At 66.8% G+C, this 14,122-nt stretch carries 11 protein-coding genes; 8 read left to right on the top strand and 3 right to left on the bottom strand.

Annotation, left to right across the window (positions count from 1 at the left end):
• Positions 1 to 88: 88 nt before the first annotated feature.
• From SACXIDRAFT_RS15355 to SACXIDRAFT_RS15375, 5 genes are all read left to right on the top strand, one after another.
• Positions 89 to 1,255 carry an MFS transporter gene (locus tag SACXIDRAFT_RS15355; RefSeq protein ID WP_006239504.1) on the top strand — a complete coding sequence of 389 codons (1,167 nt, stop codon included), beginning with the start codon at positions 89 to 91 and terminating at the stop codon, positions 1,253 to 1,255.
• A 666-nt stretch (positions 1,256 to 1,921) separates the two neighbouring features.
• Positions 1,922 to 2,761: a transglycosylase SLT domain-containing protein gene (locus SACXIDRAFT_RS15360; RefSeq protein WP_006239505.1), complete on the top strand. Its 840-nt coding sequence runs from the start codon at positions 1,922 to 1,924 to the stop codon at positions 2,759 to 2,761.
• A 256-nt stretch (positions 2,762 to 3,017) separates the two neighbouring features.
• Entirely contained in the window at positions 3,018 to 3,377 is a 360-nt protein-coding gene (locus SACXIDRAFT_RS15365; RefSeq protein WP_006239506.1) for a carboxymuconolactone decarboxylase family protein, read from the top strand.
• Between the two features lie 54 nt (positions 3,378 to 3,431).
• Positions 3,432 to 4,430 (top strand): DUF3558 family protein, encoded by a 999-nt coding sequence (locus SACXIDRAFT_RS15370; protein WP_040922701.1) that lies wholly within the window; start codon positions 3,432 to 3,434, stop codon positions 4,428 to 4,430.
• A 272-nt stretch (positions 4,431 to 4,702) separates the two neighbouring features.
• Positions 4,703 to 5,443, top strand: a complete 741-nt coding sequence (locus SACXIDRAFT_RS15375; RefSeq protein WP_006239508.1) for a D-Ala-D-Ala carboxypeptidase family metallohydrolase — start codon at positions 4,703 to 4,705, stop codon at positions 5,441 to 5,443.
• A gap of 5 nt (positions 5,444 to 5,448) precedes the next feature.
• Here the strand turns inward: SACXIDRAFT_RS15375 and SACXIDRAFT_RS15380 are convergent, their stop codons facing one another.
• Complete coding sequence (locus SACXIDRAFT_RS15380; protein WP_050986945.1) at positions 5,449 to 6,099, bottom strand: aldo/keto reductase; 651 nt, start codon at positions 6,097 to 6,099, stop codon at positions 5,449 to 5,451.
• Positions 6,100 to 6,194: 95 nt separating this feature from the next.
• Here SACXIDRAFT_RS15380 and SACXIDRAFT_RS15385 point away from each other — a divergent pair, with 95 nt between their 5' ends.
• A complete protein-coding gene (locus SACXIDRAFT_RS15385) occupies positions 6,195 to 6,488 on the top strand; it encodes a hypothetical protein (protein ID WP_050986946.1) in 294 nt (97 codons plus the stop codon).
• A gap of 109 nt (positions 6,489 to 6,597) precedes the next feature.
• On the top strand, positions 6,598 to 6,741 hold the full coding sequence (locus SACXIDRAFT_RS23105; protein WP_157599677.1) for a hypothetical protein: 144 nt from the start codon (positions 6,598 to 6,600) through the stop codon (positions 6,739 to 6,741).
• On the opposite strand, the gene SACXIDRAFT_RS15390 is transcribed toward SACXIDRAFT_RS23105, so the two are convergent.
• Complete coding sequence (locus SACXIDRAFT_RS15390; protein WP_040922210.1) at positions 6,742 to 7,935, bottom strand: FAD-dependent oxidoreductase; 1,194 nt, start codon at positions 7,933 to 7,935, stop codon at positions 6,742 to 6,744. It lies immediately after the preceding gene.
• Between the two features lie 89 nt (positions 7,936 to 8,024).
• Here SACXIDRAFT_RS15390 and SACXIDRAFT_RS15395 point away from each other — a divergent pair, with 89 nt between their 5' ends.
• Positions 8,025 to 8,657 carry a TetR/AcrR family transcriptional regulator gene (locus tag SACXIDRAFT_RS15395; RefSeq protein ID WP_040922211.1) on the top strand — a complete coding sequence of 211 codons (633 nt, stop codon included), beginning with the start codon at positions 8,025 to 8,027 and terminating at the stop codon, positions 8,655 to 8,657.
• 141 nt (positions 8,658 to 8,798) lie between these two features.
• Here SACXIDRAFT_RS15395 and SACXIDRAFT_RS15400 read toward each other — a convergent pair whose 3' ends face one another.
• A complete protein-coding gene (locus tag SACXIDRAFT_RS15400) occupies positions 8,799 to 13,847 on the bottom strand; it encodes a hypothetical protein (protein WP_006239511.1) in 5,049 nt (1,682 codons plus the stop codon).
• Positions 13,848 to 14,122: the final 275 nt, after the last annotated feature.

A 14,122-nucleotide genomic window follows, 5' to 3' on the forward strand; every position in this document is an offset into this window, starting at 1 on the left:
CATGAGTGCTCGATGTTGACTCTCGCGATCGCGATGTTCCGCCACGCCTGAGCGTGGGCTCGTCCGGCGACTGCGGCTGTGGGCGCTGGTGTCGGAGACGATCCCGTTCTATCCCCTTTACGCGCTGCTGTTCGCCGATTCCGGCCTCTCCGGTGGTCACATTTCGTGGTTGTTCGCCGTCTGGTCTGTGGTGGGCATCCTGGCCGAGGTGCCGAGCGGTGCGGTGGCCGACCGGTTCTCCCGTCGTGGGGCGATGGCGCTGGGTGGCCTCGCCCAGGCAGCGGCTTACGTCCTGTGGACCACGCTGCCCGGTTTCACCTGCTTCGCTCTCGGGTTCGTTCTCTGGGGTGTCGGTGGTGCTTTCGTCTCAGGGGCGATGGAGGCGTTGCTCGCCGACGGTCTCGCGGCGGCAGGCGCGGCCGACCGGTTCGGCGAGGTCTACGGGCAGCTCGATGCCATCAAACTCGCCGCCAACGTGCCCGCCGCTGTGGCCGCGACCACCCTGTTCGCCTTCGGCGGGTTCACCCTGGTCGGCTGGGTGAGTGTGGGTGCCTGCGCACTGGCGGCGCTGCTGGCTTGGAACCTGCCCGAGGCGGAGCGGGCGGACGAGTCCGGCGCGAAGGGTGGGAAAAGCACCTACGCCGGTGTGTTGCGCTCGGGAGCGGTCGAGGCTCTCGGCAACCCCGTCGTGCGTGGCGCGGTGCTCGCGGTGGCGCTGCTGGCGTCGCTGGACGCGCTGGAGGAGTACTTCGGTCTGATGGCGCATGACTGGGGCGTGCCGGCGCACCAGGTTCCGCTCGTGGTGATGGCAATCCCGATCGCCGGAGCATTCGGTGCCGCGGTGGCTGGACGACTCGCGGCTGTGCGCCTTCGCACTCTGACGGCGTTCTTCGGCGTGGCTGTCGCGGTGTTCGCCGTCGCGGGTCTGATGGGGCAGGGCGGTGGGCTCGTGGGTGTTGCCGTCTTCTATGCCGGATACCGGGCGGTGTACGTGGTGGCGAACACCCGGTTGCAGGAGCGGGTTAACAGCGGCGCACGCGCCACCGTCACATCGTTCGCAGGACTCGCCACCGAGCTGGCCGCGCTCGCCGTCTACGCGGCGTGGGCGTGGGGTCAGGTCGGTGCGGTGGCCGCGCTGGCCGTGGTCGTCGCGCTATTCCTGCCGTACGGGCTGCGTCGCCGCTGCCCTCGCGGCAACGACAGAGCCGGCCCTTCCGGCACTCGATCGGCCACTGTGGACAGGCGCGGCACGTGAAGCCTGCCACGGAAGTGGCGGCGGTCACTGTGGACATCGGGCGGACGGTGTGTACAACCGGAACGCTGCATGACCCGCGTCGTGCGCGCGGTGGAGTTCCGGAGCTTCCCGCGATGTCCGGCGCTGAGCTTAGGGAGGAGTACGCGGGTGAGTAGGGGCGTGGTGCGGAGGCGCCCAACGCCGAAACAGCGAGATGACGCTCGTCACAGCGAGCAACCTTGTCGATTCGTGTCGTTGAATTCGATCTACAGAATGAACGACTCCGCGCGTCTTCGCGGTTCTGGATCGAAATCCGAAACACTGGGCAGGACGTAATTGAACACGTGCTGTTAACTGTTTCGCTATGCGAACGAGATACGATCGACGGCTCGGCAAGATCGCTCATAGGCTCGAATGCCGCTCGGTGTGAACCACGTCATCGATGGCCGTCTATGCAGGTCAAACGCGTGTTCTCGCTGCTGTGAAACCGCATTCTCCTTGGTCAAACTCAGTTGATCTGTGTTCCTGGCCACCCCTTAGTGATTTTTGCTGTTGTCGTTTCGTAATCTCGCACAGTCTTTCGTGTTTGACCGCATCTTTCCCCCGAGGGGTCTCACGCGAGACGGCCGTCGGCCGAAAGCCCCCGAACAGACCGGCGGTACCACAGCGAGAAGGAGATCCACGCACGTGGCAGACAACAAGATGTTCGAGCGCGTGAAGAAGATCATCGCGCTTCAGGCCCCGACCCGAAACATCTCGATGCCCGCGACGTCGTTCGGCCGCTCCGTACGCGACGCGGCCAGGAGCTATGCCTCCGTCGGCGTGCTCGCGTTCTTCGTCGCCGGTGTGGCAAGCCCCGCCGTGCTGGCGGGAACGGACGACGACGCGGCGAGGACCGTGGCGGCCGACACGGCGGCCGTCGTCCAGCAGAGCGGCGCCGAGTCAGCGGCGAACGCGGGTGAGAAGGCCGCGCCGAAGGGCGAAGGACCCATCGGCGGTGGTGCTCCGGCCCCGAGGAGCGCGGACCCGGCCTTCGCGAACGGCGAGCAGGCGGCGGCTCCCGAGGCCCCACCGGCACCGGAACAGCCGGAGCAGCCCGCTCCGGCGCCTGCCGCGGACGGGCAGGGTGGCGGCGCCCAGCCGCCCGCGCCTGCCCCGGTCGAGCCCATCGACGAACTCGACGGCTGGATCCGGTCGGCGATCGGTGTGATGCAGGCCAACGGTGTCCCCGTGTCCGAAGCCGATGTCCCCGCCATCCGGACGGTCATCGAGAAGGAGTCGAGCGGCGATCCGATGGCCATCAACCTCTGGGACATCAACGCCAAGCGCGGCACCCCGTCCAAGGGTCTGATGCAGACGATCGACTCGACGTTCCACGCCTACAAGCTGCCCGGCTACGAGGACATCTACGACCCGGTGTCCAACATCATCGCCGGCACCCGGTACACGCTGAGCCGCTACGGCAGCTTCGCCGAGCACCCCGGCCTCGCCCAGATGGCGGCGGGTGGCGGCTACCGAGGCTACTGACCCAGGCTTCACGTGGCGTGATGAACGAGGACCCGGCCGGAACACCCGGCCGGGTCCTCGTTCGTCCGTTGTGGACAGTGGGGCGGACTCGCTACCTCCTGCGGGGCGACATGTGTGCGGTCGGCGCGACGCCCGTTTACGGTGACCCACCGACCGGGCTTCTCTTTCCCGTGCGGCCGGTCTCCACCCGCCGGTGTGTCACTCGGGCCTTCTCCGGGCATTCCCGAGCCGTCGCGTACGACGGTGAGGAGGCGGTATGACCTACGGCAAGGACGTGCGGCGGGCGCTGCGGGAACCCACGCGCGAACTGAGGCGCGCGATTCCCGGCGTGTACGAGGGCTACGCGGGGTTGCACGACGCGGTCATGGCGCGGGGCGCGCTCGACCAGCGGACGAAGGAACTCATCGCGTTGGCCGTCGCGGTGAGCGAGCAGTGTGACGGCTGCATCGCCGCCCATGCGAAGGCCGCCGTGTTTCACGGAGTCGAACCTCAGGAGGCGGCCGAGGCGATCGGCGTGACGTTCCTTTTGAACGGCGGTCCGGCCACGGTGTACGGCGCCAGGGCCTATGCGGCCTTCCTGGAGTACTACGAAGAGCAGGCACAAAGGCACTCGTAGTGATCGAAAAGGGGGGGTTCGGCCGGGGTGAGTGAGCAACGCTACGGTTGCGCCGTGATCAACAAGTTGGTAAGGCGATCCGCCGTGGTCGCCACCGTGTTGTCGCTGGGGTTCGCCGCCGGTTGCGGTGGCGCCTCTGACACTGGGGAAACTGGGGAAGCGGCCGCCGACGGTGCCACGTCGGCCAAGCCGGAAATCAACGATCCCGCGGTCACGGCCGCGGCGCTACGCACTGCGGACCCGTGCGCGCTTCTCGGCGAGGAAACCTTCGCCGACGTCGGCACGGTCGTCGAGGACAGCGTGCACGAGGTGGAATGGGGTTCCTGCTCGGCCGAGGTCGAGGACTCGGCAGGCAAGACCGTGGAGTTCACGCTGCGGCTCGGCTCGAACCTCGTCTCGACGGACGAGGCGAACGAGCAGGTCGAGGGGCTTCCGATGGAGGTCGATTCCGACGATCCGGAGACCTGTTGGGTGTCGGTCGTGACCTCGCACGAGTACACCATGGGCATCGAGTTCCAAGCGAGCTACGAAGGCGGCGGTGACGCCTGTGGCCCTGCCAAGACCGCGATGCAGAAGGTCGTGCAGGCCCTGCACAAGGAGCCGGAGCAGTACGAGAAGCTGCCGGGAACCACTATCGAACTCGATCCGTGTGCCACGGTGGACATGGCGCTCATCACCGAGACGCTCGGCACCGAGCCTCCGCTCGAGCCGCAGAACCTGCACGAGTGCGACATGTGGGCGGAAGGTTCCGGCGCGTACCCGCTCGTGAAGGTCGGGTTCTATCTCGGCATCGAGCCTGATCCCGCCGAGGGCGAGGCCGTCGATCTCGGCAACGGGGTGAGCGCCGTTCGCGGCGTCGAGGACCTGGAGGTGGGCTGCACGGTGGAGTGGCAGCACATCAAGTCGCCGAGGGACGACGAGGCGGACACCTACGGTGAGAACGTCTATGTCACCTTCAGGGCGGAAGAAGGTACCGGTGTGGACCACACCGCCGCCTGCGACAAGGCGACGAAACTCGCCCAGAACCTCGTGAGCAAGCTGCCGAAGGCGTGAGCCGAATCGTGTGGAATCCGCGACGAAGGCCGTCGCGGATTCCACACAAGACAGTCCTTTTGGGACTTTAATTGTTCGGCATAGCTCCGCGTTACTGTGCCGATGGGCTTCACATCCATCGGTGTGGGCCACCGGAACACGGCCGTCCGAGGACCACGTTGCTCCGTGTGGTGCGAATTCTCTGAATCCGCATTGACTCCCGACAGTTTTTCACCGCAGGATGCCGGGCGTGCGACGAACCCTGCACGACGCACTCACCCTGCGGAGGCGCAATGCGTAAACGGATCGGATACGTGCTGGCCGTTCTGGCCCTCCTACTCGGCGGAACCGTGGTGACGACGGTGATGTCACCAGGCACCGCATCGGCCGACGAATGCTACACGTGGAGCCGCGTGCTCAAACCTGGCATGAGCGGCAGTGACGTCAGAGAACTACAGATCAGGGTCGCGGGCTGGGTCGCGTCGGGGGAGAACCTCGCGCTCGACGGCAGCTACGGCCCCGCCACCGAGGCCGCGGTCAAGCGGTTCCAGAGCGGATACGGTCTCGCCGCCGACGGAGTGGCGGGAACCAACACCTTCAACAAGATCTACCAGTTGCAGGACGCGGACTGCACGCCCATCCACTTCGACCACTCCGAGTTCAACTACAACTGCGGCGCCCGCAACTACAACGGTGGGAAGGTGACGGCTGCGACGGCGCGGGAGAACATGCGCCGCGTCATGTGGCAGTTGGAGGCGTTGCGGCACAAGCTCGGTGACCGCCCGCTCGTGGTGACCTCCGGGTTCCGCAGCGTGTCGTGCAACTCGTCGGTCGGCGGGTCGTCCACCAGCCTCCACATGTACGGGCAGGCGGCCGACCTCGGACTGAGCAGCTCGCCGACGCAGTGCCAGATGTTCCACGGCTCGAAGTCCGCGGGCTTCGAGGAGATCCTCGGGCCGGGCTACCCCGGTCACAACGACCACGTTCACGTGGGCAACAAGTCCAGCCGGTTCTGGAGCGCACCGAACTGCTGAGTGCCTTACCCCGCGTGGTCGCCGGTCGCGAGGGCTGTCGAGCCGACGACCACGCGGTTCTCCACACCGCTGACGGGAAACCCGCGCGCGGGTTTCCTGGTGCTGGTCAGTGTGGTTCCGGGCGGTATCGCGGCGGCTCCGAGCACGTCCTGTTCGACTTCGCCGAGGAAGTCGTGAGGGAACCCGAGGGAGAAGTCGCTGCCTTCGGTGAGTTGCCGGAGCGCCGCCTCGGGCAGGGTGAGGGTGGACGAGGCCATCGAGTCCGCCAGTTGTGCGGCCGTGCGAGCCCCGACGACGGGGTGGATCAGGTCGGAACGGGACCGCAGCCAGGCGAGCGCGACCTGTGCGGTGGTGACATCCAGTTCGGCCGCGACGTTCCTGACGCTTTCGACGAGGGAGCGTTCGCCCTGGCTGAGAGCGGAGGGGGCGCCGTGACGTGGTGTGCGGGCCGCCAACGCTCCTTGGGCGAGCGGGCCCCACGCGGCGACGGTGAGCCCGAGTGACCGCGCCATGGGAAGGAGCTCCCGCTCGACGTCCCTTCGCAGCAGGTGTGTAGGGCACCTGCACCGCCGAAAGCGGAGTCCATCCCCTGCATTGCGCGAGGTGTCGGCCTTCGCCGTGACCCAGGCCGGGGTGTCGGAGAAGCCGATGTGCACACCTTCCCTGCCCGCACGGCGTCGTCAAGGGCACTGATCGTCTCCTCGACAGGGGTGCGCCGGTCCCGGTCGGTGAGTTAGTCACGGGTGCGGGTGTGCGGCTCGTCGTCTTCGTGGTGGCCGGTTACCTCGTCGTCCGGCTTCGTGGAGGAGTGAACTGGGCTCGCTGGGCCTTGACCGTGTTGTTGGGGATGCTTGGAACGGCGTCGCTGCTGATCGACCCCGTTCGGTGGGTGCTGGGAGGCAGCGAGCTGGAAGCGACTCTTGCGGCTTTCACGGTGACCGACTGGTTGTTCGCGGCAAGCCGGGTCGTGTACCTCGGCGCGGTGGTTGCCGCGCTGGTGTCGATGTTCCGCCCTGCGTCGAACCGGTACTTCGCCGCTGGCTGACCAAAGGCGTGCCGTGCGGAGCTGGACGCCCGAATTGGCTCGACCCGCTTTCTCGACCGGGGCAGGCAGGGCTGTAGTCGCTCGGAGCTGCCCCGAACCGGCTGATGAGGTGGGCAGTGGCTGGGCGACGCTCGGGACCATCACGTTGCCGCTGGTCATGAGGGTCGGTGACGAGCTCTATCTCGTCGCCATGCTCAGCGGCAACGTGAACTGGGTGCGCAGCGCGAGCTGCGCGGGGCGAGGTCTTCCCTGATCAAGGCCGGTCGGCGGCTCGGGCGTTCGCGCGCTGAACGGATCGCTGGACCAGCCGCCGCAGGGGCGGAAGCCGGACTGCGCGGATCATCAGTTCGCGCGCCAGGACATGCGCCGAGGAGGCGGGTGCGTATTGGCTCATGCCTTTACGTGCCAGTGCCTGCCGCTTCTGTACCTCGTCGCGCAGTGACTCCTCCCAGCGCACCAACGCGGACGAGACGTCGAGGCCGTGTGTTTCGAGAGCCGCGCCGAGGCGGTCGGCTCCGGTCAACGCGAGGGCCGCGCCGTAACCGGCGAATAGTGTGACGCACCAAGCCGCGTCTCCGACCAGCACGACCCGGCCACGGCTCCACGCGTCCATCGTGATCTGACTGACCGAGTCGAAGTAGGCATCGGCAGGGGCCGCGGTGAGCCGGTCGAGAGCTGCGGGAACACCACCGCCGAGGTCGCCGAAAGCCGTGGTGAGGGCGTGTGCGGGGCCTCTCGCCAGCTCGGTCTCACCAGCCGCATCGCGGTAGGTGAAGAAAGCCGACGACCGATCCGGCCCCAGATTGATCACCGCCGCCGTGCGTCCTGGGCCGATGTAGGTGGTCCCAGCCCCCTTCGGCACGTCCTCAGGCTCCTTATCGAGGGGGAATGCAGCGACGAGGTGCTGGAAATCCACCCGGAACCCAGGCTCTGGGCCGAACACGATCTCCCTGACTCCGGAATGCACACCGTCGGCGCCGACGAGCAGGTCGGCGCGCTCTGAGGTGCCGTCGCTGAGAGCGACCTCGACCCCGTTGGCGTTCTGGCTAACGGAACGCACGGTGGTGCCGAAACGAATCGGGACGTTGTCGTGCACCGCTTCGAACAGGGCGGATTCCAGATCGCCCCGGAACACCGTGATCGCCCGAGCGCCGAGTGCGGCCTGCGCGATCTCGGCCGGAATGGCGAACTTCTGCCGTCCGTCGGCCTTGACGAGGATCGAGGTGAAGGCGCCGAGATCCCGGCCTTTCAGTTCGGGGAGCACGCCAAGCCGATCCGCGGCGTCATAGCCGTGGCCCAGCAGGTTCACCAGGTAACCGCTGCTGCGCCTTCCCTGCGCGCGTTCGATCACGAGTACATCCCAGCCCGCCTGATGGCATCGCAGCGCGGTCGCCAGCCCTGCGATACCGGCGCCCACGACGATCACTCGTCCTGCCCTCTTCACCACGGTCCGTCCCTTCGAGTTGTTTGATCACGTGTTCAAAGCTCAGTATGATCACATGTTCAAACCGGTGGCAAGTTCGCTACACTTCGGATGTGCCCCGAGGCGTCGCGATTCCCGAACTCAGGCAACAGCTGTTCTCCGCGGTGGAGCGTGTGATCGTGCGGGACGGTCCCGGCAAGCTCAGCGGACGTGCTGTTACGGCGGAGGCCGGTGTCGCGACCGGATTGCTCCACGCGCACTTCGCCGACCTCGACGACTTCCTGACGGCATACGCGGTCGATCGGTCGTTCGTGGTCTCCGCGGGGGCCGCGAACCTGCCGGGCACGGCCGGAACCGGGAGCGTGGTCGAGAACCTGTGCGAGGTCGTGCAGACGATGCCGTCACGGACCCTTGCAGCACTGGCGAGACTGCTCGTCTCGCGACCGGAACTGGCGGGGCGGGTTCAGGCCGTACTCGGTGACCGGACAACGGGCCTCGACGCGATCGAGACCGCCGCCGCACGCTACCTCGCCGACGAGCAGGCACTCGGTCGGATCGCTGGTACCGCGGAGCCTGCGGTGCTGGCGCTCGCGCTGGTCGGCGTGCTGCATCACCTCGTGCTCGCGGCCGTCCCCGAGGCCGAGTTCCACGCCCGCAGCCGGAACGTGATCACTACGCTGATCCAGGAGGTCACCGTTGAGCCCTCGCGGGCAAGCCGGGGGACAGCCACGAGGCGCGACCGGTAAAGCGGCAACATCGGTCACAGGTCGAATCACAATCCACGAGCCATCGCCCATGAAAGAATTGGGCGCGCAACATTTCGACGGCGTTCGCGGCGAATTGTCACAGAGTTATCGCGTGATGGGGGCAGATGCGCCGACCCGCGCCTACTCGCCGCCGGTCGGCGGCTTCCACAGGCGGGTCACGTTCCCAACGATCGCCAGGTCGCCGGGGAAGTACACCCCGGAAGGGTCGAGTGTTTTCGACTCGGGGAAGAGCAGGTTGGACACCGCGAACAGCGACATGGCCCGCAGCTCGATCTTCACGGCGGAGAAGGTGTCGTTGAGTGCTTTCTTGGCGTTCGCGACCACCTCCGGTTTCAACTGGGCGAGGATCGGGATGCCGAGGAACTTGTGGATGTTGTACTTGACGTCAACGGTCGGTGAGAGGGTGATCCGGTCGAAGGTCACGGTGAACGTGTCCTTGTCGATGTGAGCGTTGCTCTGCGCGTTGAACGAGCACGAGAAGGTCACGTCGTCCCAGGCTACGGAGAGGCTGACGTCGTCCAACTTGGGCATAGGATGCCGTCCCTGGTACGGGAACGGCTCCTTCCAGGTGTGGTCGTAGGAGAGCCGCAGCGCGGTCAGGTCGAAGTCGAGGGAGAGCGGCGCATAGTCGAACGTGACCTTGGCCTGCGGATACACCCTGTGCCACGCGCCGGACTCCCATCCCTCCTTGAGTTCGACGGACTGCTCCCACACGACCTGCTTGCCGGTGAAGGCACCGTGGTACTGGTGGGTGTCGGGATCGCGTTTCACCGTCGCACCCATAGAGGCGGGTAGCGCGGGCAGCACCTCGTTCTCCCACAGCAGTTCGGCCGAGAAGTAGACGGCGGCGTCGAACTGGGCGCTGACCGGCCACGCGGCGTCCGGCCAGGACTGGCGCATCCCGTGAGCCGGCGGGTTCGCCGTCGAGGTCAACACATAGATGCCGAGGATCGCGGGCCAGTCATGGGCGTGGGTCGGCGGCGGGGTGTAGGTGCGGAACGTGAAACTCTGTGGGCGCAAGTACGGTTCGTCCGACTCGAACCGCAGGGACCCGAGCAGCCACGGCTGAAGCTTCCTCTTCTTGAAGTACTCGACGATCTCGTTGCTGAACCCGGCATCGACCTGAGGGTCGAGCTCGATGTTTTCGAAGGCGAACACGCCCTGAGAAGGGTCGATGTGCACGGCGTGGAACTTGTCCACGTCGCCGGGCAGCTTCGCGAGCTGCGCCCTCGTCTTGATCAGAACAGGCTGGACGCTGGTGCTCTCGATGCGCTTGGTCTCCTCACCGATGACCTTGTCGCCCTGGTATGTGGTGGTGGTCAGCGCACCGTCGATCAGGGGAATGCCCACTTCGGCGGCCTGCTCGGCGCTCGCGACGAACGTCAGGGATGGCGGGCCTGCCTTCGCGTCGAGCCGGTACTCGACGCGGATGTTGCCCGGCAGCGACTGGGTGTGGCTGACGTCGATGTCCTGGACGAACATGCGGTCGCCGTGGAACGCCGCCTCGGTCTCGGCTTTCCAGCGTTGCCGCCAGAGATCGTTGATCCGATCGACGGACACGAAGCTGACCACGTCCCAGCCGTCGGTCACGGAACAGCCCTTCAGCAGGCTCAGGAACTCCGCGGGGTCCGGCGTCGCCTGCGCCGCCGCGAGTGGCGCCGCCCTTTCGGCCCGCTCGCCGACGGGAGCGGAATACATCGCCTCGACATGGAATCGCAGAGTCACCGTGGCGGTCGCGGAGTCCAGCGAGATCCCCGCGTTCTCCGCCGTCCGGGGCAGCAGAACGCGCCACCGCTGGAACGGCGTCGGCTTGGTGAACAGCGCACCCCATTCCCTCGCCGGTTCCGTCCCGATGACCGTCCGATCACTCGCGATGTCGTAGACGACATGCCAGTCCCGGGAGATCATTCGATAGGTCAGGGTCTCCCGTTTCAGACCCCGGTCGGTCATGGGTTCGCCTTCGGACACGAGTTGGACGTGACACCGCCCCTTGGTGGTGGTGACCCCGTCGATCCGGACATCCACCGCGTTGACGCGAACGCGGGCCAGTGAGTTGAACAAGTCGTTCTGCGTCGGGGACACGTCGATCTCGGCGCCTGCTCCGAGCAGGTCGGCGACCGGGACGTGTTTCACCGTGACCTCGACGGGTTCACGGAGATCGGTCGGCGGATACGGGTAGCTCTGCAACGCCTGAACAGCGCTCAGCGCCTGCGCGGCGAGGTTCTCCCTGATCTGCGCGAGGTCGAACCGGCTGATCAGCGAGGGACGGCTCAGGTAGTGGTAGGTCATCGAGTCGTCCTGCAACAGGGCGACCTCGGCGAGCCGGTTCAACGCCCTGTGCTGCGCTTGTTCGAGCACGGCCGTGAGCTGCCCGAGGTCGGCGACGTAGTCGTGGCCGGGGCGTTTCGTCGGCTCGCCGAGGTCGAGGGTGAGCGCGCGCAGCCTGGCAGCCTGTCGCTCCGCGACGTCGCGTGCGGCCGACTCGGCGATGTTGTTGAACTGGAGTTGCGCTTTCTGCCGCAGGACGGCGTTGAGCGACTTCGCGATGGCCACCAGGTTGCGGACGGCCGCGACGAACCGCGCCACCTCGGGCTTGATGAAGTCCTCCGCGGGGCGCACCTTCGCCTCGGTGTCGTTCAGGAAGATGTCCCAGTCGGTGTCGGTCGGCGGCTCAACGAACGCACTCGGCGTGGCATGATCGAGGTCGATCACGTGCTCGATGCTCTCGGCGAGCTTGGTGCCCGACTCGATGAGTTTGTTGGCCGTCTCGGCGAACTTGAGGAAGGCCTCCCACCGCTTGAGCGTCTTCTCCATGCCTTCCGCGGCTCCGGCGACCTTGAAGCTGTAGATGCCGGTCAGCACACCGCCGAACACCTCGACCATGCCGCCGACGAACTCGAAGACCAGTTTGGTCTCCTGCTTCCGTCGCTCCTCGGCGATGGCGTCGCTCATCTCCCGCTGAGCCTCGGTCAGCTTTTCCAGATAGGTCCGGTACTGGCTGCGCAGTTCCCCTTCCCGCTGGGTGAGCACCAGCACGGCCTCGTTGTTCTTGTTGATGACGACGTTGTGGCTCTCGACGAGGTCCTTCTCCTTCTCCGCGACGGCTTCGTTCTGCTTGACCAGGAACGAGGCCAGGTCGCGGAGCAGAGCCTCCCGCTTGTCTTCCTCGAATTCGTGCTGCTTCGCGAGGGTGTGGTCGGCGAGCAGTTGCCGTGAGCGGCCGAGTTGCGCCGCGTAGGTGTCGGCGACACCGAGAAGCCTGTTGATCGCGTCCTGGAAGGCGGTGAAGCGCAGCGACGGTACCTGGGGCAGCACCTGGTCGGCCTGAGTCCAGGGAGACAGCGCCGATCGTGCGAGTGTGGTCGAGAGACTGTAGAGCGAGGCGATGTGATCCGGTGGCGCCGCGCCGGTCTTGGTGAAGCCGTCCGTGATCTCGCGGAGGTAGCCACCGATCCATTGCAGACACTGCCAGAACTGGACGGCGGTCTGCTTCAACCGGGGCGACAAAATGGCTTGCGGGCGCAGGGATGCGGCCGAGGCCAGCAGCAACGTCTCGATGCCGGTTTCGAGCGCGCTCCTGCGCCACTGCGCTTCCCGCGTTGCCTTCGACATGTTCACGAGCGGCTCGACCGGGTGTTGTCCGCCGAAGAAACTGTCGAAGGCCACCTGGTCGTCGTCCGGTTTGAGCGACACGGCGTCGTCGCCGAACACCACCCGCCGGGACGCCGGATCGTCGGCTGCCTCGAACGCGCACGTCCCGCTCATCGAGCCGCAGAACAGCTGGAGCGGGTCCCAGGCGGAGGCCGAGAGCCGCACGGTCGGTACCGTCCCGTCGTGACTGCCGACGACCAGCATGCGGCAGGCCAGGGTGACCGTCGTGAGCGAGGAGAGGTCGATCGAGTCACGCAGTTCGATCACGTCGGCCACCACGACGAGGTGCCGCACCGCCGAGGCGTCGGTCGAGGTGCCGTTCCAGAACTCCCCGAGCTCGACGTAGGGCTGGGCCAGGCTGACATACGGGGACCACAGCGCGGGAGCCGGGACGGTCGTGGTGAACGGCTCGTAGAGGTCCGCGTAGGGGACGGAGACGTCGCCGGGTACGGCAGGAGCACCACAGCCCTCCGAGCCGAATCGGGCGATCGCGCCCTGCACGGTCACCGTGTTGATCAGCGTGTCGGCAGGGGACGGCTCGGAGAGCCGCTCCGCCTCGGTTCCGGCGGTCGAGAGGCCGGCGACGGGAACGAGGGTGGCTCCGGTGCAGGTGAGACTTTTCAGTGCGGTACTCGCCCGCGCGGCCTCCTGGTTCAGGACAAGGTTGAAGACGGACTCCTCGACCTGGTAGACGTCGTCGGCGAGATGCCGCCGCACCTCGGAGAAGGCGGGGTCACCGGAGGCCAGCTTCGGCGTTGTCGCGTAGAGGCGGAAGCCTTTCGAGGTGAAGTAGCGGAAGCCGAGCGCGTTGACACCCTTCCAGCCGGTTTTGTCCATGGCCTGGCGAACCCGGTCGAAATTCTGTCGCGTGTAGACGAATACCTGGAATGCCTCGTCACCGATCGACAGGCTCTCCACGAGGTGCGATCCGGTGTGGTTCTCCACCTCGTTCAAAGCGTTCCTGACCTGCTCAGGGGTCATCGAGCCGTTCCTGCCCGCCGAGCCCAGTCGCCGCACGGTCTCCTCCAGCGCGTCCCGGCTCTGCTCGACGACCGACTTCCACATGGTGCGGGTGCGAGGGTCGGGAAGGCGGATCGTGCTGCCAGGCACCGTGCGGGGGATGCGAACGAGGACGAAGCTCCGATCGGCGTTGTCGCTGGCGTCCTCCACTCGGATTCCGAGCCGGTCGGCGAGTTCGTGGCGGATGGCCTCGGGCTGCCTGCTGTGGGCCTGTCTCGCCGCCGCGCCCGCGAACGACGAGGGCAGTCCGTGGAAGGCGAACCGGGCGAAGAACTCCTCGACGAGCGCGGTCCAGGTCCGGCACGGGGTGAGGACGGGGAACGGGCCGAAGACGCACTCCTCGGGATCGGCAGCGGCGATCACCTCCTCCACCGGCTGCGGGATTCCCGGGGCGAGAGTCTTGTTGAACACGGTGCGTGTGCCGTCGGAGGCCAGCCCGGCGAGTACGTTGAGCCGCTGTCCGGGAAGGAGGTCGGCCTGGTAGGAAAGGGTGCCCATGAGTGAACTCCGTCTCGGTCCGGCGCGGAAAACGGCGGCTCGTCGTGCCGTCGCTGCCTCGCGCGGGCGCCGCCGACGGGGTATTCACGGGCCCGGAAGCCGCCAAACGCGCTCACCCGGCTTCGTACGGGTGGCCGACTCGGCGGAAACTACTGATGCTGTTCGACGATGCGCCGACGTGCGAACGACCGAGTGCTCGCGAGCGTCGATCACGGCCGAGGTGAGCGGCTTCGTCGCGAGCCGATGTCGAGTGAAGGATCTACGCGATGGCGATC

Source organism: Saccharomonospora xinjiangensis XJ-54, assembly GCF_000258175.1.
GTDB lineage: Bacteria > Actinomycetota > Actinomycetes > Mycobacteriales > Pseudonocardiaceae > Saccharomonospora > Saccharomonospora xinjiangensis.